This window comes from Plantimonas leprariae (genome assembly GCF_008802405.1).
In the GTDB taxonomy this organism is placed as follows: domain Bacteria; phylum Pseudomonadota; class Alphaproteobacteria; order Rhizobiales; family Rhizobiaceae; genus Plantimonas; species Plantimonas leprariae.
Genome location: NZ_VZDO01000001.1, coordinates 127,867 through 149,946 on the forward strand (window position 1 = coordinate 127,867; position 22,080 = coordinate 149,946).

The window sequence follows — 22,080 nt, forward strand, 5'->3', positions numbered from 1 at the left end:
TCGTCTGGTTTCCGACTCGAAACAAGGAGGAACGGCAGCCGTTCCGTCTAAACGAACCGGATCGCCATCAGCACCTCGTCGTAGTACCGGCCGCCGGTCTTGAGCGCCCGCTGCTCGAAGCCGCATTCCTCGAATCCCATCGACCGGTAGCGCGCGACCGCGGCCTGGTTGTCCGTCGCGACACCGAGGATCACCTCCTCCGCAACGCTCCGCGCATACTCGACGCAGCCGAGGATGAGCGCCTGCGCCAAGCCCGTTCCGCGCGCTTCCGGCCGGACGTAAATGCCCCAGAGATGCGCCTTGTGCCGCGCCTTCAGGTCCTTCGGCACATAGACGCCGGCCATGCCGTCGAGCCTGCCGGACTCACCGCCGCCGAGCACGAAGCCGCCCTCCAGCCGTTCGGCGAATCGCTCGATCGGACAGGCGCTTTCCTCCTCGAACGCCGCCCCGAAGGCGTCCGGATGATCGCGCAAAGCGGTGAGGCGCAGATCGCGGAAGGCCGCCGCATCGTCGCGACCGAGGCGGCGGATTGCAGGCGGCGACATGGGCTTATCGCGGGAAAAATTCCTGATCGCGAAGCTGCTCTACCGTGTAGGGACATAAGGCTGGAAAAGCGTCGCGCGGCAGTTTCGTTTCGCGCGCCGCTTCCCTCACCGCCTTGGAATAAACGCCGTCCACCAGTTCCTGGGCTTCGCGTCGCAGGGAGCGGTTGTCTTCTTCCCTATCCTCGATCTTGTCGCGCTCACGCCCGATGGTCAGCAGCCATGACCGGGAGCGACGTTGCGGCTGATGCTGCCACTTCAGCAGATGCGAGATGAGGACACGGTAACTCGACTTCAAAGCGTGCCTCTGCTCGCGACCCAAGCTTTCGATCTCCTCGATGACGTTCGGCAAGTCGACTTCCGAAAAGCGCGCGAGTCGCAGGAGTTGCGCCTGCTCGTAAGCCCAGGCATGCACATCGTCCTCGTAGTCGGCCGGATCGCTGAAATACGGCTTCCCTTTGGCCAGGCTCATGGGATCTCGGCCTTTTTCGTTGCGGCCTTCCACCCTACACTTGTTCGGCCGCGTTTCGAAACATAGTCAGGAGAGACCGGAACATGGCCATCACCATGCCGAAGCCGGATGCGGGCATCCTCGCTCGCCGCCGGGAGATCGCGAGCGCCATGCGCGCCATCGTGCCGGGCGAAGGCACCGTCGACGGCGCCGAGGAGATGCGCGCCTTCGAGACCGACGGGCTCACCGCCTACCGGCAGATGCCGCTGGTCGCCGTTTTGCCGGAGACCGTCGATCAGGTCGCGGCGATCCTGCGCTACTGCCACGCGGCGGACATCCCGGTCGTGCCGCGCGGCTCCGGCACCTCGCTCAGCGGCGGGGCGCTGCCGCTGGAGGACGGCATCCTTCTCGTGATGTCGCGTTTCAACCGCGTGCTCGACGTCGACTTCGACAACCGCTGCGCGGTGGTGCAGCCCGGCGTCACCAATCTCGGCATCACCCGCGCGGTCGAGCACGAGGGATTCTACTACGCGCCGGACCCATCCTCGCAGATCGCCTGCTCGATCGGCGGCAACGTCGCGGAGAATTCCGGCGGCGTCCATTGCCTGAAATACGGCCTCACCGCCAACAACGTGCTGGGCGTCGAGTTCGTGACGATGGAGGGCGAGGTGGTCCGGCTCGGCGGCAAGCATCTGGACGCCGAGGGCTACGACCTCTTGGGCCTCCTCACCGGCTCGGAAGGGCTGCTCGGCGTCGTCACCGAAGTGACGGTGCGCATCCTGCAGGCGCCGGAAACCGCGCGCGCGGTGCTGATCGGCTTCCCGACGAGCGAGACGGCGGGCGCGGCGGTGGCGGCCGTCATCGCGGCCGGCATCATCCCGGCCGGCATGGAGATGATGGACCGGCCGGCGATCCACGCGGCGGAAGACTTCGTCCATGCCGGCTATCCGCGCGACGTCGAGGCGTTGCTCATCGTCGAGCTCGACGGGCCGAAAGCGGAGGTCGACCATCTCCTCGCCCGCGTCGAGGCGATCGCGCTGGAGCATGGCGCGAGCGAGTGCCGCGTGTCGCAAGGCGAAGCCGAGCGCGCCCTGTTCTGGGCGGGCCGGAAGGCGGCGTTCCCGGCGGTCGGGCGCATCTCGCCGGACTATCTCTGCATGGACGGCACGATCCCGCGGAAGGAATTGCCGCGCGTGCTGGCCGGCATGAAGGCGCTGTCCGAGAAGCATCGGCTCCTCGTCGCGAACGTCTTCCACGCCGGCGACGGCAACCTGCATCCGCTGATCCTCTACGACGCGTCGAAGGACGACGAATTCGAGCGGGCGGAAGCCTTCGGGGCCGACATCCTGAGGCTCTGCGTCGAGGTCGGCGGCGTCCTCACCGGCGAGCACGGCGTCGGCATCGAGAAGCGCGACCTGATGGCGGAAGTGTTCGGCGAGGACGATCTTCGCCACCAGCAGCGGGTGAAATGCGCCTTCGACGGCAAGCACCTGCTCAATCCCGGCAAGGTGTTCCCCGTACTGCACCGCTGCGCGGAACTCGGCGCCTTGCACGTCCACAAGGGTACCCTGCCCTTCCCCGATCTGCCGCGGTTCTGACGGCAGGCGGCGTGGACGCGACCATTCTTCATCCGCAAAGCGACGCCGACGTCGTCGAGGCGATCCGCGACGCGCTTGCGGAAGGCGCGCCGCTCGGGGTCGAGGGGACCGGCTCGAAGTCCGGTCTCGGGCGGCCGGTCCAGGCGGCGCGTACCTTGTCGCTCGCCGAACTTTCGGGCGTCACCCTCTACGAGCCGGAAGAGCTGGTGCTTTCCGCCAGGGCCGGCACGCCGATCGCCGAGATCGAACGCCTCCTCGCCGAGAACCGGCAGCGCCTCGATTTCGAGCCGATGGACTACGGTCCGCTGCATGGGCTCGGGCCGGGCCTCGGCACGCTCGGCGGCGTCCTCGCCTGCAACCTGTCGGGGCCGCGGCGCATCGCCAAGGGTGCGGCGCGCGACCATGTCCTCGGGATCAAGGCCGTGTCCGGGCGCGGCGAGGCGTTCCGCTCCGGCGGACGGGTGGTGAAGAACGTCACCGGCTACGATCTCGCGAAGGGCATGGCCGGCTCGTTCGGCACGCTCGCCGTCCTGACCGAGGCGACGCTGAAGGTCCTGCCGGCCGCCGAGACCGAGACGACGCTCGCCGTCCGCGATCTCGACGAAGCTTCGTCGGTGCAGGCGATGGCCGCCGCCATGGGCTCCTCCGCCGAGGTGTCCGGCGCGGCGCACCTGCCGGCCTACGTCGCCGGACGGATAGCGGACGGCACGCTCGGCGACGCGCCGGCGACGCTGATCCGCCTCGAAGGCTTCGGCGTCTCGGTGGAAGCGCGGGCCGCCTACCTCTCGGCGGCATTGTCCAGGGTCGGGACGCTGGAGCGCCGCGACGGCGAGGCGTCTGCCGCGCTGTGGCGGAACGTGCGCGACGTCCGTCCCTTCGTGGACGGAACGGAGCGGCCGATCTGGCGGCTATCCGTCACGCCGACGCGCGCGCCCGACATCGTCCTGGCGGTGAGGATGCGCATGGCGGCCGATGCCTTCTACGACTGGCAGGGCGGGCTCGTCTGGCTGCGCCTCGAAGCGGAAGCCGAAGCCGAGACGGTCCGAGCCATCGTCGCGGCGCATGGCGGCGGCCACGCGACGCTGGTACGTGCCGCGCCGACTGTGCGCGCCGCGACGGCGGTCTTCCAGCCGCAGCCGCCGGCCCTCGCGGCGCTGTCGCGCCGGCTGAAGGAGCAGTTCGACCCGCGCGGCGTGCTCAATCCCGGCCGCATGGGCTGATCGGCCGCGTTGGCAGGCCGGACGGCAGGCCCATCTCCATCGCATGGCCTTGCCCCGCGCCCTGATCGAGCCGAAGCGCATCTATCTCGAACCCGCCGTCCGCGCCTATCCGCGCGGCCGCGAGGTGCTGGAGCGTTTTCCCGCAGCCGAACAGGTCGAGGTGGACAGCCACTGGCGCATCCCGCAGCTCTTCGAGGACGAGGCGCTCGCCGAGGATTGGCTGCGCATGAAGCGCGACGTGCTGGTGCTCGGCGTCAAGAAGGGCATGACCATGCGCCCGAACGGCCGCAGCGCCGACTTCATCGCGCCGTCCTCCTCGAACGGCTGCGCGATGGCTTGTTCCTATTGCTACGTGCCGCGCCGCAAGGGCTACAGCAACCCGGTCTCGGTCTTCGTCAACATCGACGACATCACCTGCGCCCTCGCCCGGCACGCCGCGAAGTTCGGGGCCAAGCCGGAGCCGAACACCGTCGATCCGAAGGACTGGGTCTACGACCTCGGCGAGAACGGCGACCTGTCGGTGGACGCGACCGTCTCCGGCAACGTCCGCGACCTCGTGGCGGCGTTCCGCGCCATCCCGAACGCCAAGGGTTCGTTCGCGACGAAATACATCAACCCGGACCTCCTCGCCTACGACCCGCAGGGGCGCACCCGCGTGCGCTTCTCGCTGATGCCGGAGCGGATGGCGAAGCTGGTCGACGTCAGGACCTCGCCGATGGGCGAGCGCATCCGGGCGATTAACGACTTCGTGCGCGCCGGCTACGAGGTGCACGCCAACTTCTCGCCGGTGATCGTGCACGAGGACTGGGAGGCGGAATGGCGCGAGCTCTTCGCCGAGATCGACGACGCGCTGGAGCCGGCGGCCAAGGCGCAGCTCAAGTGCGAGATCATCATGCTGACGCACAACGAGGGCCTGCACCGCGTCAACATGGACTGGCACCCGAAGGCGGAAGCGATGCTCTGGCGCCCGGACATCCAAGAGGACAAGACCAGCCAGAACGGCGCGCGGAACGTGCGCTACCGCACGCCCTGGAAGCGCCGCTGGCTCGACCAGTTCCTCGGCTGGATGCGCGAGCGCTTGCCCTATTGCGAAGTGCGCTACGCGTTCTGAGTCAGCGGATATCCTCGCCCGAGAGCGTCGCGGCGGTCTGGATCAGCGCCAGATGCGTCAGGCCCTGCGGCAGGTTGCCGAGATATTCGCCGCTGTCGGCGTCGATCATCTCGGCGAAGACGCCGCAGCCGGTGTCGAGCGCGTTCAGCACCGCGGCGAAGCGCTCCTCCGCTTCCGTCCGATGGCCGAGGAGAGCCAGCGCCTCCAGCACCCAGAAGGTGCAGGCGAGGAAGCAGCCCTCGTCCTCCTCGACGCCGGAATAACGATAGTGGAAGCTGCCTTTGCTCAGTTCGCGGTCGATGGCTCGGAGCGTCTTCTCCATCCGCTCGTGGCCGTCGAAGCCGAAGCGGACGGCGAGGGCCAGCGAGGCGTCGATCCTGTCCGAGCCCGGATGGAAGACGTAGGCCTGCCGTTCCTCCGACCAGCAGTTCGCGTCGATGAATTCGCGCACCCGGTCGCGCCCGCGCGCCCAGCGATCGCGGAAGGTGGACGGGATGTGGCCGCCGTCGGCAAGCTCGACGGCGCGCGCCAGCCCCTGCCAGGTCGAGATCTTCGACATCGTGTAGTGTTCGAGCTCGGACAGTTCCCAGATGCCGGAGTCCTTCACCCGCCAGCTTTCCACCGCGAGGTCGGCGAGGCGTGCCAGCACCGCGCCGGAACGCGGGTCGAGGATGTGGCCGTCGGCGACGAAGCGCGCCGCGGTCTCGAAGATGTCGCCGAAGATGCCATGCTGGTGCTGCTTGGCGGCCTGGTTGCCGGAAACCACCGGGCGCTCGCCCCGATAGCCGGGCAGGTCGTATTCCTTCACGTCCTCGGCGAGCCGGCCGTCCAGCGCGTAGCAGACGTGGGCGCCGCGCTCGTCGAGGCACTTGATCAGCCAGGTGAACGCCGCCTTCGCCTCCGCCTTAGCGCCGATCCGCAGGAACGCCTTGATCGTGTAGGAGGCGTCGCGCACCCAGGCGAAGCGGTAGTCGTAGTTCTTGCCCGACCCGAAGCCTTCGGGAAGCGAGGTCGTGGCAGCGGCGGCGATCGCGCCGCTCGGTGAGTAGAGCAGCAGCTTCAGGGCCAGCGCGCTCCGGTTCACTTCCGCGCCGAACTTGCCGTCGTAGCCGATGTCGTCCGACCATTGCCGCCATTCGCCGTCGGACACGTCGATCCGGCCGTCGATCTCCTCGACGGTCGCGGCGACGAGCGGCTCGTTCTCGCCAGCCAGCAGCGCCACCAGCTCGCGGTCGCCCTTCCGCACCGAGAAGGAGCCGTGGATTTCGAGGTCGTCCTCCTTGTCGAGCGTGACGCCCGAACTGACGCGCACGAGACCGACCACCTCCCCGGCGTTGAAGGTGGTGGCGTTGTCGTTGCGCGCGAGATAGGGGCAGATCGAGTCGGCATGGGTGCCGAACATGATCCGCACCTTGAAGTCGACGCTCCCCTCCAGCCCTTCGATCCGGCGCGCCAGTTCGCACCACGGCAGGCGGCCGGCACGGCCGGAATTCAGCGATTCGGTCAGCTTCGCCTTGCCGCCCGCCGTCGTGAAGACCGTTTCGAAGACGTTGCTGCCCGGCCGGTAGCCGCGCTCGACCGTGAAGGCTTCCGTCGGGGCGATCACGAAGCAGCCGCCGGTATCTTCCGCGACGAGGCGGTCGAACAGCGGCGGCGAGTTCATGTTCGGCACGCACCACCAGTCGATCGATCCGTCCGCGCCGGCGAGCGCGACGGAGCGTCCGTCGCCGAGCGCTGCATAGGACGAGAGCGGCATGCCGCCGAGCTCGCTGCGGTCCGGAAGCCGGCCTGAACGCGGATAGGGCTGCATGACCGACGGGAACTCCATGACACTCGCCGCCTGTTCTAGGGCGCGGATGGCCGGGCGGCGCAGCGACACTTCGCCCGCAACCGGAGCGCTCAAGCTCCGGCCGGCACGAAGTGGGAGATGAAGTTGCTGAGTTCCCGCGTCCGCCGCGCCGGATCGACGATCTCCTCGTCGATGCCAAGCAGCCAGGCGAGGTCGCGCCGCTCCGGTTCGGCCCCGAGCGCGTCGATCCGCTCGGCCTGGGCTTCGACATCCCGGATATCGCCGGCGACGCCGGCTTCGACGAGGTCCTCGCCGTTGCGGCGGAGCGAGGCGGCGATCTCGGCAAGGGTCAGCTCGGGATGGTACTGGACGCCCCAGAACACCCCGCCGCCCTGCCGGATCTCCAGCGCCTGGACCGGCGTCGTGCGGGTGCCGGCGAGGACCACCGCGCCTTCCGGCAGGCGGTCGATCTCGGCGGAATGCATGGCCGGCGCGTCCCAGGCGACCGGTCGCCCCGCCAGCAGCGGATGCGAGCGTCCGGCCTCGGTCGCGACGATGCCGCGCACGAAGCCGGCCTCCATGCGGGGCTCGTGCGGCTTGGAGGTGCCGCCGGCCGCGACGGCAGCGATCTGCAGCCCGGCGCAGGAGCCGAAAGCGGGCACGCCGGAGGCGAAGATCTGCCGCATGAAGGCGCTGGCGCGTGTCGCCTCCGCCGAACCCTCGTGCATCTGGATCGGCGAGCCGGCGAGGAAGACCGCGTCGAAGCGGCGGAAGGCCTCCGCCTCGGGCGGCGCGGAACCGTCAATGCAGGACAGATGCTCGCATTCGCAGCCGGGCGCGATCCGCCGCAGCGTTTCGGCGTAGGACTCGTCGGACGCCGCGCCGACGGCCTCGCGCCGCGCGTCCCGCTGCGGCGGGGTTTCACTGGAAACGATCAGGAATTTCGGCGGCACGCGGGGGCATCCGGGGGGCTGGCGGGAACCCCCGAGATAGGCGGCTATGCTTCCAGCCCAATGCGCCGGATCGTCACGTTCGACGGAGACGCGCGTGAGCGCGCCTCAGCCCATCGGCATGGTGCCCATCTGCGTGTTCGGGTCGAACGGCATCATGTTGGTGTTGAGGTTCGACATAATCCAGATCGAGCCGCCGACGACGAGGACGACGATCAGGACGCCGAAGGCGAGCGCCAGCGTGTTGTTGGTGTTGTCGGGGCCGGTGGTGATGTGGAGGAAGAAGACGAGATGGACGCCCATCTGCGCGATGGCGAGCACGATCAGCGCGATCGGGATGCCCGGGCCGTAGACGAGGTTGGTGCCGGCGACGAAGAAGGACGCGGCGGTGAGCACGGCCGCGAGGCCGAGCCCGATCAGGTAGCCGCGAATGCCCGCCCCGACGCCTTCGTGGCCGAACTTGTCGTCGCCGGGCGCGACGTCGCTGCCGTGGGCGCGGTGTTCCGGCGTCTCCGCGGAGGTGGATGCCATCGTGGATCTCCTGAAGGCGGACCGCTCGATCGAGACGTCGTCCGGCTCGCGACTGGCAGGGCGAACGAAGAAGCGTTTCAGCGAATGGACGAGACCGGCGGCCCCGAGGGTCGCCGCACCGGCGAGCGCAAGGTTCTCGCCCGTCCGCCGCGCGTCGCTCGACGCCGGCCGGCGGCGGGCGGGCGTCCTCGGGGTGCCGCGCCGCCGTTTCATCCGGCACCGAACAGGTAGACGATGGTGAACACCGCGACCCAGATGATGTCGAGCGCGTGCCAGAACAGCGAGAAGCAGAGGAAGCGCCGCTCCATGGTCGGGCGGAAGCCCTTCACGAAGACCTGCGCCATCATGGTGAGCAGCCACAGGCAGCCGCCGAAGACGTGGAGGCCGTGGCAGCCGACCAGCGCGAAGAAGCTTGACAGGAAGGCCGAGCGGGACGGTCCCGCGCCGATCGTGACGAGATGGTGGAACTCGTAGACCTCCATCACGAGGAAGCCCGCACCGAACACGAAGGTCACGGCCATCATGGCCTGGAACCACAACATGTTGCGCTGCGCGATGGCGATGCCGGCCATGCCGCAGAAGAAGCTCGAAACGAGCAGCAGCGTGGTTTCCACCGCGACGAACGGCAGGTCGAAGAGTTCGCGCCCCGAGGGTCCGCCCGCCGTCTCGCCCCTGAGCACCGCGAACGCGGCGAAGAAGGCGGAGAACATGATGATGTCGGACAGGAGGAATATCCAGAACCCGTAGCCGACGACGATGCGCTTCGGCGCGGGGCCGCCCGCGCCGTGGCCGGGCGCGTCCGATTCCGCCCCGTGGCCGACATTGTAGGGATCGCCCTCGCGGCTCGTCTCGCCGCGACCGTGGCCGAGCATGTAGGGGTCGGCGGGATTGCCGACGGCGCCGTGGCTCATGCCCGCACCCCTTCGCTGAGCAGGAGCGCCGACTTCTGACGCCGCCGCTCGGCATCGAGCCGCTCGACTTCGGCAGCCGGGATCTCGTACTCGTCGTGGTCGCGCCAGGCGAAGACGACGAACACGCCGAAGGCGCCGACGAGCCCGAGAATCGCCATCCACCAGATGTGCCAGATCATCGCGAAGCCGACCATGGTGGCGAAGAAGGCCGAGACGAAGCCGGTCGGCGAGTTGCGGGGCATCTCGATCGGCGCGTATTTCGGCATCTGCGAGAGCTGCGCCTGGGTGACGGCGGCCCGTTTCATGCCCCAGTAGACCTCCTCGCCCTTCACGTTCGGGAGTTCCGCGAAGTTGAACACCGGCGGCGGCGAGGTGGTGATCCATTCGAGCGTCCGCCCGTCCCACGGATCGCCCGACACGTCGCGCAAGCTCTCGCGGTGGCGGATCGAGTAGACGAGCTGCCAGACCTGGCAGGCGATGCCGCAGAGGATCAGGAGCGCGCCGACGCCCGCCGCCAGGATCCACGGATACCAGGCCGCGACCTCGAAATGCTGCATGCGCCGCGTCATGCCCATCAGGCCGACGACGTAGAGCGGCATGAAGGCGAGGTAGAAGCCGCCCACCCAGCACCAGAAGGCGTATTTGCCAATCCGCTCGTCCAGCCTGAAGCCGAAGGCCTTCGGGAACCAGTAGGTGTAGCCGGCGAAGGCGCCGAACAGAACGCCGCCGATGACGACGTTGTGGAAGTGGGCGACGAGGAACAGCGAGTTGTGGAGGACGAAATCCACCGGCGGGATGGCGAGGAGCACGCCCGTGACGCCGCCGATGGTGAACGTGACGATGAAGGCCACCGCCCAGAGCATCGGCACCTCGTAGCGGATGCGCCCGCCATACATGGTGAACAGCCAGTTGAAGACCTTCACGCCGGTCGGCACCGCGATGATCATCGACATGATGCCGAAGATCGCGTTGACGTTGGCCCCTGCCCCCATCGTGAAGAAGTGGTGCAGCCAGACCATGAAAGAGAGGATGCAGATCACCATGGTCGCGGCGATCATCGAGCGGTAGCCAAAGAGCGGCTTGCCCGAAAAGGTCGAGATCACCTCCGAGAACACGCCGAAGGCCGGCAGGATCAGGATGTAGACCTCCGGATGCCCCCATGCCCAGATGAGGTTCATGTAGAGCATCTGGTTGCCGCCGCCGTCGTTCGTGAAGAAGTGGAAGCCGAGGTAGCGGTCGAGGAGGAGCATCGCGAGCGTCGCCGTCAGGATCGGGAAGGCCGCGACGATCAGGAGGTTGGAGGCGAGCGAGGTCCAGCAGAAGATCGGCATGCGCGTGTAGGTCATGCCGGGCGCGCGCATCTTGAGGATGGTCGTCACCAGGTTGACGCCCGACATCAGGGTACCGACGCCGGATATCTGCAGGGCCCAGAGATAGTAGTCGACGCCGACGCCGGGCGAGAATTTCAGCTCCGACAGCGGCGGATAGGCGAGCCAGGTGGCGCGCGAGAACTCGCCGACGACGAGCGAGATGTTGATGAGGAGGACGCCGGACGCCGTGATCCAGAAGGACACGGAATTGAAGGTCGGGAAGGCGACGTCGCGCACGCCGAGCTGCAGCGGCAGGACGAAGTTCATCAGCCCGATCACGAACGGCATCGACACGAAGAAGATCATGATCGTGCCGTGCGCGGAGAAGATCTGGTCGTAGTGCTCCGGCGGCAGGTAGCCCGGCGCATCGTAGGCGAGCGCCTGGTGCGAGCGCATCATCAGCGCGTCGGCAAAGCCGCGCAAGAGCATCACCAGCGCCAGGATGCAGTACATGATGCCGATGCGCTTGTGGTCGACCGAGGTGATCCACTCGCGCCAGAGGTACGGCAGATGGCCCTTCAGGACGATCCAGGCGACGATCGACACGCCGATGATAGCGACGATGCCCGAGGTGATCATCGGGATCGGCTCGTGGAACGGGATCGCGTCCCAGGACAGCTTGCCGAGCATATTCAGCCCTCCGGCCGCGGCGACACGTCGACGCTCGGCTCACCCTGACGGGGCCCGGGCGCGTCCGGCGCGGTCTGCAGAACGATGGAATTGAACAGGCCGGACTGCACCGACCGGTAGGTGTAGGGCTTCACGTCCTGGCTCTCCTCCGCCAGCTTCGCGTAGGCGGCGGTATCGAGCGCCTCGCCGCTGGCGCGCACCTTCCCGATCCACTCGTTGAACTCGCCGGCAGGGAGGGATCGGACCTGGAAGCGCATGTCGGAGAAGCCGTCGCCGCTGTAGTGCGCCGACAGGCCTTCGAAGGTGCCGGTGCGATCGGCCTGGAGGTGCAGCTTCGTTTCCATGCCGTTCATGCCGTAGATCATCGTGCCGAGCTGCGGCACGTGGAAGGCGTTCATGACGGTGGCGGAGGTGATGCGGAAACGGACCGGCTGGCCGACCGGGAGCACGAGCTCGTTGACGCTGGCGGCGTTCAGCGTCGGGTAGATGAACAGCCATTTCCAGTCGAGCGCGACGACCTGCACCTCCATCGCCTCGCGGCCGGAATCGAGGGGTTTCGGCGGATCGAGCTCGTGCGAGCCGATCCAGGCGATGCCGCCGAGGAAGAAGATGATCAGCACGGGAATCGCCCAGACGACGAGTTCCACCGCGCCGGAATAGGCCCAGGTCGGCCGGTAGGTGCCGCGCCCGCCGTCGGCGCGGTAGTGCCAGGCGAAGCCGATCACCATGCCGATCACCGGGATCAGGACGAGAAAGACCATGATCGCCGACGCGTTGAGCAGCATCAGACGCTGCGCCGCCCCGACCGGACCGGCCGGATCGAGGATGCCGAGACAGCCGGACAAGGGCAGCGCCAGGACGAGCGCGAGCGCCGGCTTCATCCGGCCGAGCCGGAACGCCGATCCGACCCGGGCAGGATCGCGGCGCGAAATCTCGCTTTCGGACGACATCGGCCCCCTCGGACATGCATTCCGGCAGGCGTTTCGTTACCACGCCCGTTGCCGACTCGTAGATAAAAGTTCTCTGGCGCCGAAGAATTGCGGCAAATCGCGCTCCGGGCGCAACGCGATCCCTTGCGAGGCCGGGCTGCGGCGGGTTAGCGCCTCCGGCACATGATCCCCCGACGCAACCAGCCCGCCTCGCCGCCCCGGACCGTCGTCGTCACCGGCGGCTCGTCCGGCATCGGCCGCGCGACGGCGCTGCGCTTCGCGCGCGCCGGCTGGCGGGTCGGCCTGATCGCCCGGGGCACGGCCGGCCTGGAGGACGCGCGGCGCGAGATCGAGCGCTCCGGCGCCCCATGCGCGACGGCGGTGGCGGACGTTTCCCTCGATGCCGAGACGGAACGCGCGGCGGCCGCGCTCGAAGCCGCGCTCGGCCCCCTTACGGTCTGGGTGAACTCGGCCGGCAACGGCGTCTTCGGCCGGTTCCTCGACGTTTCCGACGCCGAGTTCCGGCGCGTCACCGACGTCACCTACGGCGGCACGGTGAACGGCACGCGCGCCGCCCTGAAGCGCATGCGGCCGCGCGACGCCGGCGTCGTGATCAACGTCTGTTCCGGCGTCGCTTTCCACGGCATGCCGCTCCTGTCCTCCTATTCGGGCGCGAAATACGCCGTCCGCGGCTTTGCCGACGCGGTGCGAAGCGAACTCCTGCAGGAGGCGAGCCGCGTCCGGATCACCACGGTCTTTCCGCCGGCGGTCAACACGCCCTACTTCCGGCACGCCGCCTCGCATCTCGACCTGCCGCCGCGCCCCGCGAAGCCCGTCTACCAGCCGGAAGTCGTGGCCGAGGCGATCTTCCGCGCGGCGCTCGTGCCCCGCCGCGAGGTCGAGGTCTCGACGACGACCGTCCTCTTCGCCCTCGCGAACAAGCTAAGCCCCGCGCTGATGGACAAGGTCATCCGCCGCCTCGGCTACGACGGCCAGACGACGGCGAGCCACAAGGCGGCGCTGTCGCGCGACCCGACGCTGTTCGAGCCGTCGGCGAAGGCCTCCGGCGCGCGCGGCGATTTCGGCGACGAGGCGCGAGGGTTCAGCCTGCAGACCTGGGCGGACCGGCATCGCGGCGCGCTCGCCGCGGCCGGCGCGGGCGCCGTCCTCGCGGCCCTCTTCGTCCGCCGCCGCTAGGAAGGGCCGACGAGGCGCTCCGTCGCGGCCCAGACCCGGGCGAGCAGCGCCGGATCTTCGGCGCGGCGGTTGGGCCGGACGACGCGCCGGTCCTTGAAATAGCGGCCGGATACCGCGGCGAGGTCCGGCGCGAGACAGAGATGCAGCGGGGTTTCCGCCCCCTCCTCCTCCGTCCGGAAGAAGGCGGCCAAGCCGCGCCATGCGAGGCCGATGACGCCGGGCGTGCGCACGAGCCCGGTCGCGACCGCCCCCGGATGCGCGACGTTGGCGGTGACGCCCGACGCTTCCAGCCGCCGCGCCCATTCGAAGGTCGTCATCATCACGCCGAGCTTCGAGCGGGAATAGGCGCTGACCATGTTCCAGCCACGCCTGAGTTCCAGGTCGTCCGGATCGATCGAGGCACGGTCGGACGAGCTCGAGCCGACGGTGACGATGCGTGCCGGCGCATTGGCGCGCAGAGTGGCGGCGAGCTCGCGCAGCAGCACGAAGGGGGCGAGGTGGTTCACCGCCAGCACCCGCTCGTGACCCTCGTCCGTTTCCTCCCGCCGCGCGGCGAAGATGCCGGCATTGAGGACGAGGAGCGAGAGATTCGGATGGCTCGACGCCACTCGCCGACCGAGGTCGCGCGTCGCCGCGAGCGAGGAGAGGTCGACGAGTTCGAGCTCGGCCGAGCCCTCCGGCGCCTCCCGCGCGATGCGCGCCAGCACCGCCTCGCCCTTCGCCGGATCGCGCCCGACCACCACGACATGATAGCCGGCACGCGCCAGTCCCAGCGCGACGAACCGGCCGATGCCCCCGGTGCCGCCCGTCACCACCGCGGTCTTGCGCGACGCCGCATCCATGCCCGTCACGCCCCGCCCGCCACCGCTTCTTCTTCGATAACGTCGTCCTCCTCCGCTTCGAGTTCCACCGCATCCTTCGGCTCGATGCCGAAACGAGCGGCGACGTCCGGCGCGTAGCGCAGGAGATCGGGCCGAAGGCGCAGCAGCGCGAGATCCTTCGACTTCGCCTCCAGCATCACGTCGAAATCGAGCCCCTCCGCTTCCCGCATGAAGGTCGCGAACTCGAACGGATTGCAGAAGTCGGCGTGGCCGGTGAAGACGGGCGCGACGAAGACGGTCTTCTTCTTTTTCGTCTTCCGGTCGACCCGCACCTGCTCGCGCAGTTCCGTCCGCGGCGAGGAGAAGTGCAGCTTCGGCTGCTGTCCGTCCGGCCATGTGCCGAGGATGCGGGACAGGGTGTCGCGAAGCTCCAGCTTTTCCGGGTTCAGGCACCAGAAGTGCTGGTAGTCGAAGATCAGCCGGACGCCGGTATGCTCGTGGATCCAGAGCACGTCGGCGGCCGAGAAGCGCAGGTCGTCGTGTTCGAGCACGAGCCGGCGGCGCACGGGTTCCGGCAGCGTCTTCCACGTCTCGGCCCAGCGGGCGCGAGAGGCCGGCACGTCGCCGTAGGTGCCGCCGACATGGATCACCAGCACGGCTTCGGGACCGAGTTCCATGAGGTCCAGCATCTCGGCCTGGCTGACGAGATCGGACGTGCTCTTCCGGATCAGCTCCGGGTCGGGACTGTTCAGGACGATGAACTGCGAGGGGTGGAACGACAGGCGGATATCGAGCCGCTTCGCCTTCGCGCCGAAGGCCGCGAGTTCGGCCCTGCTTTCGGCCACCATGCCGTGGAACTGCGGCATGTCGGGATGCGTCGCGTAGGGCGCGATGTCCGACGACATGCGGTACATGCGCACATCGTGCCGATCCAGATGGTCGAGGATCGCGTCGAGATATTCGAGCGAGACCTTGAGATGCGGATTGCTGCCGGACTTCCGGGCGTCGTTGCTCTTCAGGTCCTGCCTCGCCATCACCTTCACGGGAAAGCCGAGGCGCGAGATGCGGGTGTTCATGCGGCCTGCAATCCCAAGATCTCCAGCTCCGCGCCGAAGCCGACGGAGCGGATGAACCGGTTCCAGTCGGCGAACTCCAGCGCGCCGCCGGAGGCCGCGCGGTGGCCGTTGCCGTATTGCTCCGTCGCGCCGGGCGGCCGATGCTCGGCGAAGAAGGCGATGAGGTCGCGGTCCATCGCGGTCCGCGCGGCGAAATGCACCCAGCCCGGCCGATAGCCGGCATTCGCGGCGATGACGATCTTGTCCTTCAGCCGACCGCGCCAGGCCTGCGCGACGAGCGGATGGATCTGGCAGGGCGAGGCGAACCGGATCACCGCGACGTCGCCGAAGACCTTCGGCCCGACCTTGCGGGCGGCGTCGAGCTCAAGGTTCACCTCCGCCTTCGCGGCGAGGAGCGCTTCCGTCTCCGCGTGCTCGCCGGAGAGCACCGCCTTCGGTCCTTCCGCCTTCTCCAAGAGCGCGAAGGCGGCGGATGCGTCGCCCGATGCCGTGCGACGCGGTGCGTTGACGAGGCTGACGGCCTTCCGCAGCGCCGTGATGCCCCCCTTGGCCTTCGCCTCCTCGAACTCGGCGAAGCCGTCGTCGTCGGCCATGTCGCCGATGATGCCGATGGCGGCCAGCCAGAGCAGGTCGTCCGCATCGCCGCACGCCCGCGCACAGCGGAAGGCGAGGAGGCTCGAGGTCGGGATGGGATCGTCGTCGACACCGGAGATCGTCGTGGCACCCGCCGGCAACCCGGTCGGCACGTGGTGATCGACCACGATCGCCGGAACGGAAGTCCGCAGCACGGACGAGGTGCCGACGTCCGCCAGGATCAGGCCGCCGAAGCGCATGCGTTGCAACTCGGCCTGGAACTCGGCGGAATAGGCGTTCTCGCCCTTGCCGACGATGCGAATCCTTGGACTGCGGTCGGACCGCTCCAGCGCTTTCTTCAGGATCACGCCGGCCGACAGGCCGTCGGCGTCGTTGTGGCAGACGATCAGCGGGTCCGATCCGAAGGCTTCCAGCGCCGCCGGAAACGCTTCCGGTCCCGATATGCCGTCTCGTGCCACGCCGAACCTCAATCGCTTCGAATGCCGAGCGGCTAACTTCGGGGTCGCGGAATCGATCCTCCGGTTCCTGTGGATGATTGTCTCAGGTCCAGTAGAGGATGCGCGCCTGCGGCAGATGTTCGGCGATCCCTCGCTCGAAGAAGATCCTCGCCTCCTTCATGGTCGGGCGGTCGTAGACGTGCTTCACTGCGCCGAACTTCGTGCGCTTCTCGGTGCGGTTCAGGCTCGTCATGTCCAGCGCCGAGCCCGGATACCAGCTCTGCAGCACGGAACGCGACCCTTCCGTGAAGCGATGCGTGATCAGTTCGACGGTGAGGTCCGGGTCGGCCGCGACGCCGTCCAGCGCCGCCGCGACATCGAGGACGAGGCCGTGATAGGCGTCCTCCCAACCCTCCACGAGGATGATCGGCGCGATCGTCAGGCCGATGCGGTATCCCGCCTCGGCCATCCGCCGCATCGCCTGAAGCCGGGCCGCGACGGGGCTCGTGCCGCCCTCGAACCTGCCGTAGAGCGCCGGGTTCAGCGAGAAGCGCACGCGCGTCCGGCGGCCATGCTGGAGGTCGAGCAGCGGGTCGACGCTCGCGAACTTCGTGGTGAAGCGAAGCTGCGCGTCGGCATTCCACTGGCCGAAATGTTCGATCATCGCCGCCAGCGATCCCGTCAGGTGCTCGACGCCGAGCGGGTCGGTGTAGCAGGAGGCCTCGAAGGTCGTGCCCTCCGCCTGGCGCGCCGCCTGCCGCGAGGTGACGGTGCCCTCGCCCACATAGGGCCTGAGGTTCGCGACGATTTCGTCGAGATTGGCATAGGCCCGCGTGATCGGCGCGCCCTTCAGCGAGCCCGCGAGATAGCAGTAATTGCAATGCGCCGGGCAGCCTTCGGCGAGATCGACGCGCCAATCGGCGGAGGGCGCGATCGGCTGCAGCTTCAGCTTCGAGGGCGGCGCGACGGTGACGGCGAGCGTCATCTTCGCCTCCGCGTAGGCGCGGCGCGGATCGTCGGATAAGGCGAGCGGCAGGCGGTCGGACTTCAATTCCTCGACGGGCAGGCCGAAACCCACCGCCCGCTCCGCGATCGCCCGCCCGTGGGAGTGGCCGAGCGCCGACTTCGTCACCAGGACGCGCCGCGGCAGCCAAAGACGCTCGCGCTTCGCAACCGCGGCGGAAACGGGGAAGTTCATGCCCCGTAAATGGTGATTCGGCGCGAAAGGTTCGAGTGAAACGCGACCATCCGCACACGCCCGACGGCCGGTATTTCGCGGTGCGCGGCCGGCTCTGGCGGCTGTCGAACCCGAAGCTCGAACCGGCGGAACGCGAGCACTTCGTCAAGGAGCTGATGACGGGGCGACGGGCCGTCCGCGACGCCAAGACCGCCGAGGAACGGCAAGCCGCGCGGGCGGCCGTCGATGCGGCAAAACGGCGCCTCGGCGAGCGCGGCCCGGTGTGGTGGAGCGACGGCGCGCCGGACTACAACCGCCACATGGCGAAGAATACGCCCTATGCGGGCTGGTTCGCCGCACTCAACGAATCGGACAAGGAAGGCTAAGCGGGTCTCCCAAGCGAATCAGGGACGCTCGCGGCTCATGACGAACAAGCGCCGGATCTCGTTCTTCGTGCACCATCAGGGGCGTGGCCATGCCAACCGGACGATGGCGCTGGTGTCGGAGTTCTCGCCCGACCGGCCCGTGACGGTGCTGACCGCCGGCCCGCAGCTCTTCGACGGCTTCGCGCGCCCGATCGACCTCGTCGCCCTGCCGAACATGATCGGCGGCGCGGTGCCGACGCCGCGCCTTTATGCCGAGGCGACGCCGAGCGTGCTCCACTGCGTACCGCTCGGGCTGAAGGATATGCGCCGAACGATGCGCACCATCCTCGACCATCTCGACGACGGCGACTGCGGGCTGTTCGTGGTGGACGTTTCGGCCGAGATCGCGCTCCTGTCCCGCATCGCCAGCGTGCCGGCGGTGCAGATCCGCATGCACGGCGACCGGGGCGACGTCGGCCATGTCGGCTCCTACGAGGCATCGGTGGGGATGCTTGCGCCGTTCGACGAGCGGATCGAGCAGGACGACTATCCGGCCGTGCTCCGCGCCAAGACCTTCTATTCCGGCGGCCTGTCGACGACGCGCGACGCCGTGCCGGAGCGGCAGGCGGCGCGGGCGAAGCTGAAGCTGCCGCCGGACCGCGAGGTGATCGTCGTCCTCACCGGCGGGGGCGGCAGTGGCACGCCTTACGCGCCGCTCACCGTCGGCGCACGGGCGGCGCCGGACTCGCTCTGGCTGACGCTCGGGCCGACGCATCGCGAGGGCCACGAGACGGACTTCTCCAACCTCACCGAACTCGGCTGGGTGCCGAACGTCACCGACTATCTGGCGGCGGCCGACCTCGTGATGGCGTCGGCCGGCGACAACACCGTCCACGAGATCGCCCGCGTCGGCCGGCCCTTCGTCGTGATCCCCGAATGGCGCTATTTCGGCGAGCAGGTGCGGAAAGCCGAGGCCTTCGCGCGCGTCGGCGCGGCCGTCCACGCCCCGAGCTGGCCGGGCGACATCGCCGGCTGGCAGGCGCTTCTCGCCGAAGGCCGCGCCCTCGACGGCGAGGCGGTGAAGGCGCTCTACGCGCCGGACGCGGCGAAACGCGCCGCCCGCTGGCTGGAGACGCTGACGGACGAATTGTGGAACGCGGACTAAGGCTATGAAGTCCGGAATCTACCTTCTTCTTGTTGGCCTGCTGGGAATGATCATTGCATGGAGCTTTGACCTTTACAACTTCAGAACACTGAGATGGAAACCCTTAGACACGAATAGCAGGATTAGAGGTCATCTACTATTGCACTCCGTTTTGATCGGAGGCGGCATTCTGGTTATTTCCTACTGCTACGGCTTGGCCTATCGAAGCAGTGACGATCCGAGTCGTCGCAGTACTTAGCTGAACAGCCGCTCGTCCCCCTGCAAGGCAGCGACGATCTCGGCGGTTTCCGGCTCGCGCAGGACCGCGATGCTGTCCCCATCCTCCCGCCAATCGATCAGCCCGGCGTCGCGGAATTGGCCAAGCCAGTACGTCATGCACCACGCGCCGTGCTTTTCGAGGTAGAGCGCGGCGTTGCGCAGGATGTGGCCGAAGTGCTGCAGCGGCGGCACGTGGACGGCGTGGTGCTGGTGATAGGCGCGGGCTCGCCCGAGCCAGTAGGTCGGGAGATCCGAATCCGCCATGCGGCAGGCGAAGTCGGTCTCCTCCGCGCCGTAGCCGGCGAAGCGCTCGTCCATGCCGCCGATGCGAAGGTACCGCTCGCGCGGCAGGGCGAAAGACAGGCCCCAAAGTTCCCCCGCATCCGGCTCAAGACGGATTCCATGCTTCGGCGGTTCGGGCTTTGCCGGATGGCGCGTGCCGATCCGGTCGAGCGCGGCGAAATCGAGCTCCCCCTCCCCGACCGCGCCGGCCGGCAGATAGTAGACTTCGCCGAGGAACAGCCCGTCCGCCTCGGCCCCCGCGGCGGCATAGTTCTCGACCAGCGTCGGCGAGGCGATGCAGTCGACGTCTAGGAAGACGAGCTGGTCGGACGACGCGGCCTCCGCCGCGCGGTTGCGCGCCGCTGCGAGCGGCATCGGCTCGCCGGCCACGAGGACGTGCCGCACCGGGCAGCCGGGGTCCGGCAGATCGGTTGCCGGCTCCGGCTGCATCCAGGCGATCACCAGCTCGGCCGGCGGCACGGTCTGCACCGCCAGACTTCGCATCAGGTTGGCGAGATGGGTCCGGCGTCCCCGGACGAGCGTCAGGACGCTGTTGCCGGCCATGCGGGGCTCGTGGCCGCTGCCATCCGGCGAAAATGGTCGACGCCCTCGATGATGCCGCGCGCATGGGTCTGGCGCGCGACGTAGGAATGCGTGAGCTCCGGGTGGCTGGCGAGGTCGTCGGAGAAGTTGCCGACGATGATCGCCTGCCTCGCGGTGCGCAGCATCTCGATGTCATTGCCCGAATCGCCGGCGACGAAGACCGCGCTCTCCGGCAGGCCGAGAAGATGCCGCACGTAGTCCACCGCCGTTCCCTTCGAGGCGCTGACGGGCAGGATGTCGAGGTAGCGGCCGTGGCTGTGGATCACCGAGCAGAGGAGCCCCGCCCGCTCCAGCCGCTCGCGCACGTCGCGGGCGACGTGCCGGTCGCCGTCGGTGAAGTAGCTGAGCTTGAAGCGGCGCTGTTCCAGCGGCGCCTGCGGGCGGATGCCGGGAACCGTCTCCATCACGGCGCGGACCGCCTCGCGGTTCCAGCCTTCCCGCACGATCGCTTCCCAGTTCCGGTCGGCGGCGTAGGTCGTGCCGTTCGGCTGGAGGTGGTAGATCTCCGAGCCGACCGAGGTGATCATCACCCGCGGGCGCGGTGCGTCCCACTGTTCGAGGATCGCCATCGCGCTGTGGAAGGAGCGGCCCGTCGCGACGCCGAAGGCGAGATCGCCCTGAAGGCGCTGCCAGTCGGTGAAGGAGCGGACGCCGTCGTTGCAGCCGACGAGCGTGTTGTCGATGTCGGACACGAGCAGCTGGCGCAGGAAGCGCGACGGCGCGCGCCGCTGCTTCAGGGCGGCGAGGAGCCCGTGATAGCGCGCCGCGTGCTTCGCCCAGTCGTAGGCGGCCACCGCCTTCGCGCCGGCGGCCGAATAGCGGTCCCAGAGGACCGGATCGTTCAGGATGCGTAGCGCCGCAGCGGCGATCGCGCCCGTCGAGCGCGGATCGACCAGTTCGCCGTTGCCGCACATCTCGATGATGTCGTTCGGGCCGCCGCTGTCGGTCGCGACCAGCGGCAGTCCGGCGGCGGAAGCTTCCAGGAGCGTCAGGCCGAAGGGCTCGTTCAGCGCCGGATTGACGAAGACGCCGCGCCGCGCCCGCGCATAGGCGTAGATCGCCGCGACGTCCTCCGGCCGGTGCTGCTTCGGATAGGCGACGGAGCCGTAGAGGTCGTAGCGGTCGACGAGGTCGAGGATGGCGCGCATCGTCGCGCCGGACTCCTCGTCGAGATCGGCGAGGTCGTCCCGGCAGCCGGCGACGACGAGGAGGTTGGCTTTCTCGCGCAGCGCCGGGCTCTCGCCGAAGGCCTGCACCAGCGCCCGCAGGTTCTTCTTCGCGACGGGCCGTGCCAGCGCCAGCAGCACCGGCTTTCCGGGATCGGTCAGGAAACGTGCGACGGACGCCTCGAAGTCCGGGCAGGACGCCGCCCCGCTGAGATGCTGCAGGTCGCTGCCCGGCGGCAGGATGCGGATGCGGCCGGGATCGTAGGCGCGGTAGCCGGCATACTGCACCTCCGCCTCGTCGCGCGACGAGGCAATGACGAGGTCGGCCTCGCGCAACGCCCCTTCCTCCGCCGCGATGCGGTGCGAGAAACCGGGGAACGGCTCGGCCCCGCCGGAACCGACGCCCATCGCCTCCGCCTTGACGCGCCCGAGCGAATGGCCGGTGAACAGGAAGGGGATGCCGAGTTGCCGCTTCACGATGGCCGCGACCGTCGCCGCATCGGCATAGTGGGCGTGGAGGAAGTCGGGCCGATCCGGCTGCGCCTCGATCCATTCGATCAGCCGTTCGGCGAAGCTCTCCGTTTCGCGCCAGAGCTCCTCCTTCGGAAGGTAGCCGGAATTCGCCGTGGGGAAGCGGACGATCTCGGTCCGCGCATCGACGCGCTCCGACGGCACGGCGTAATCATCGCCGTAGCGGCTCGCGAACGCGCGCGTCGCGACGACGATCCGCTTCGCCGCACCTTCCGCGGCGGAGGCCCGCACGAGATCGAGCAGGTAGCGGATATGCCCGCCGGTGTCGGGCGTCAGGCCATATTCGACATTATGGCTTCTCAAACAACCTTGTAATGCTACATGAAGTACAAACACACAACCTCCATCGCATTTGAATTCAGTTCGAACGTCGCGC

Annotated in this window: 20 protein-coding genes; 6 read left to right on the forward strand and 14 right to left on the reverse strand. The window is 68.6% G+C overall.

Annotated features, from left to right (window positions below; genetic code table 11):
- Nucleotides 1–47: 47 nt before the first annotated feature.
- Together F6X38_RS00520 and F6X38_RS00525 are read right to left on the reverse strand one after the other, a co-directional pair.
- On the reverse strand, nucleotides 48–545 hold the full coding sequence (locus F6X38_RS00520) for a GNAT family N-acetyltransferase (protein ID WP_150967585.1): 498 nt from the start codon (nucleotides 543–545) through the stop codon (nucleotides 48–50).
- A 4-nt stretch (nucleotides 546–549) separates the two neighbouring features.
- A complete protein-coding gene (locus F6X38_RS00525; RefSeq protein ID WP_150967586.1) occupies nucleotides 550–1,014 on the reverse strand; it encodes a DUF29 domain-containing protein in 465 nt (154 codons plus the stop codon).
- A gap of 83 nt (nucleotides 1,015–1,097) precedes the next feature.
- Here F6X38_RS00525 and F6X38_RS00530 point away from each other — a divergent pair, with 83 nt between their 5' ends.
- Genes F6X38_RS00530 through F6X38_RS00540 form a run of 3 tightly spaced genes read left to right on the forward strand, consistent with a single transcriptional unit; the run spans nucleotide 1,098 to nucleotide 4,922 of the window.
- The gene (locus F6X38_RS00530) at nucleotides 1,098–2,591 is read left to right on the forward strand and encodes an FAD-linked oxidase C-terminal domain-containing protein (protein ID WP_150967587.1); all 1,494 of its coding nucleotides are present in this window, start codon (nucleotides 1,098–1,100) and stop codon (nucleotides 2,589–2,591) included.
- Between the two features lie 11 nt (nucleotides 2,592–2,602).
- Complete coding sequence (gene glcE, locus F6X38_RS00535; RefSeq protein WP_150967588.1) at nucleotides 2,603–3,811, forward strand: glycolate oxidase subunit GlcE; 1,209 nt, start codon at nucleotides 2,603–2,605, stop codon at nucleotides 3,809–3,811.
- 43 nt (nucleotides 3,812–3,854) lie between these two features.
- The gene (locus tag F6X38_RS00540) at nucleotides 3,855–4,922 is read left to right on the forward strand and encodes a spore photoproduct lyase family protein (protein WP_150967589.1); all 1,068 of its coding nucleotides are present in this window, start codon (nucleotides 3,855–3,857) and stop codon (nucleotides 4,920–4,922) included.
- A 1-nt stretch (nucleotide 4,923) separates the two neighbouring features.
- Here F6X38_RS00540 and F6X38_RS00545 read toward each other — a convergent pair whose 3' ends face one another.
- The 6 genes from F6X38_RS00545 to cyoA all read right to left on the reverse strand — a co-directional run bounded on the left by F6X38_RS00545 (nucleotide 4,924) and on the right by cyoA (nucleotide 12,053).
- Entirely contained in the window at nucleotides 4,924–6,825 is a 1,902-nt protein-coding gene (locus F6X38_RS00545; RefSeq protein ID WP_246191115.1) for a glycoside hydrolase family 15 protein, read from the reverse strand.
- Nucleotides 6,822–7,664 carry a type 1 glutamine amidotransferase gene (locus tag F6X38_RS00550; protein WP_150967590.1) on the reverse strand — a complete coding sequence of 281 codons (843 nt, stop codon included), beginning with the start codon at nucleotides 7,662–7,664 and terminating at the stop codon, nucleotides 6,822–6,824. Before F6X38_RS00550 ends, F6X38_RS00545 begins: the two co-directional genes overlap by 4 nt.
- Nucleotides 7,665–7,769: 105 nt before the next feature.
- A complete protein-coding gene (gene cyoD, locus F6X38_RS00555; RefSeq protein WP_150967591.1) occupies nucleotides 7,770–8,192 on the reverse strand; it encodes a cytochrome o ubiquinol oxidase subunit IV in 423 nt (140 codons plus the stop codon).
- Between the two features lie 209 nt (nucleotides 8,193–8,401).
- Nucleotides 8,402–9,064: a cytochrome o ubiquinol oxidase subunit III gene (gene cyoC / locus F6X38_RS00560; RefSeq protein WP_150967963.1), complete on the reverse strand. Its 663-nt coding sequence runs from the start codon at nucleotides 9,062–9,064 to the stop codon at nucleotides 8,402–8,404.
- Between the two features lie 35 nt (nucleotides 9,065–9,099).
- Nucleotides 9,100–11,103: a cytochrome o ubiquinol oxidase subunit I gene (gene cyoB / locus F6X38_RS00565; RefSeq protein WP_150967592.1), complete on the reverse strand. Its 2,004-nt coding sequence runs from the start codon at nucleotides 11,101–11,103 to the stop codon at nucleotides 9,100–9,102.
- Nucleotides 11,104–11,105: 2 nt separating this feature from the next.
- On the reverse strand, nucleotides 11,106–12,053 hold the full coding sequence (cyoA, locus tag F6X38_RS00570) for a ubiquinol oxidase subunit II (protein WP_150967593.1): 948 nt from the start codon (nucleotides 12,051–12,053) through the stop codon (nucleotides 11,106–11,108).
- A gap of 162 nt (nucleotides 12,054–12,215) precedes the next feature.
- On the opposite strand from cyoA, the gene F6X38_RS00575 reads away from it, so the two are divergent.
- Complete coding sequence (locus F6X38_RS00575) at nucleotides 12,216–13,229, forward strand: SDR family oxidoreductase (protein WP_150967594.1); 1,014 nt, start codon at nucleotides 12,216–12,218, stop codon at nucleotides 13,227–13,229.
- On the opposite strand, the gene F6X38_RS00580 is transcribed toward F6X38_RS00575, so the two are convergent.
- The 4 genes from F6X38_RS00580 to F6X38_RS00595 form a co-directional block, all read right to left on the reverse strand.
- Nucleotides 13,226–14,071, reverse strand: a complete 846-nt coding sequence (locus F6X38_RS00580; RefSeq protein WP_161992570.1) for an SDR family NAD(P)-dependent oxidoreductase — start codon at nucleotides 14,069–14,071, stop codon at nucleotides 13,226–13,228. The genes F6X38_RS00575 and F6X38_RS00580 overlap by 4 nt on opposite strands.
- 5 nt (nucleotides 14,072–14,076) lie before the next feature.
- Complete coding sequence (gene uvsE, locus F6X38_RS00585; protein WP_150967596.1) at nucleotides 14,077–15,126, reverse strand: UV DNA damage repair endonuclease UvsE; 1,050 nt, start codon at nucleotides 15,124–15,126, stop codon at nucleotides 14,077–14,079.
- The gene (locus F6X38_RS00590; RefSeq protein ID WP_246191117.1) at nucleotides 15,123–16,178 is read right to left on the reverse strand and encodes a phosphoesterase; all 1,056 of its coding nucleotides are present in this window, start codon (nucleotides 16,176–16,178) and stop codon (nucleotides 15,123–15,125) included. The genes uvsE and F6X38_RS00590 overlap by 4 nt, the downstream gene beginning before the upstream one ends.
- Before the next feature lie 82 nt (nucleotides 16,179–16,260).
- Entirely contained in the window at nucleotides 16,261–17,355 is a 1,095-nt protein-coding gene (locus F6X38_RS00595) for an SPL family radical SAM protein (RefSeq protein ID WP_150967598.1), read from the reverse strand.
- A 35-nt stretch (nucleotides 17,356–17,390) separates the two neighbouring features.
- On the opposite strand from F6X38_RS00595, the gene F6X38_RS00600 reads away from it, so the two are divergent.
- Nucleotides 17,391–17,720: a hypothetical protein gene (locus F6X38_RS00600; protein WP_150967599.1), complete on the forward strand. Its 330-nt coding sequence runs from the start codon at nucleotides 17,391–17,393 to the stop codon at nucleotides 17,718–17,720.
- A 37-nt stretch (nucleotides 17,721–17,757) separates the two neighbouring features.
- A complete protein-coding gene (locus tag F6X38_RS00605; RefSeq protein WP_150967600.1) occupies nucleotides 17,758–18,864 on the forward strand; it encodes a glycosyltransferase in 1,107 nt (368 codons plus the stop codon).
- A gap of 234 nt (nucleotides 18,865–19,098) precedes the next feature.
- Here F6X38_RS00605 and F6X38_RS00610 read toward each other — a convergent pair whose 3' ends face one another.
- Both F6X38_RS00610 and F6X38_RS00615 read right to left on the reverse strand, forming a co-directional pair.
- A complete protein-coding gene (locus F6X38_RS00610) occupies nucleotides 19,099–19,968 on the reverse strand; it encodes a glycosyltransferase family 2 protein (protein WP_150967601.1) in 870 nt (289 codons plus the stop codon).
- Nucleotides 19,947–22,040, reverse strand: coding sequence for an HAD-IIB family hydrolase (locus F6X38_RS00615; RefSeq protein WP_150967602.1), 2,094 nt, complete (start codon nucleotides 22,038–22,040; stop codon nucleotides 19,947–19,949). The genes F6X38_RS00610 and F6X38_RS00615 overlap by 22 nt, the downstream gene beginning before the upstream one ends.
- Nucleotides 22,041–22,080 lie beyond the last annotated feature (40 nt).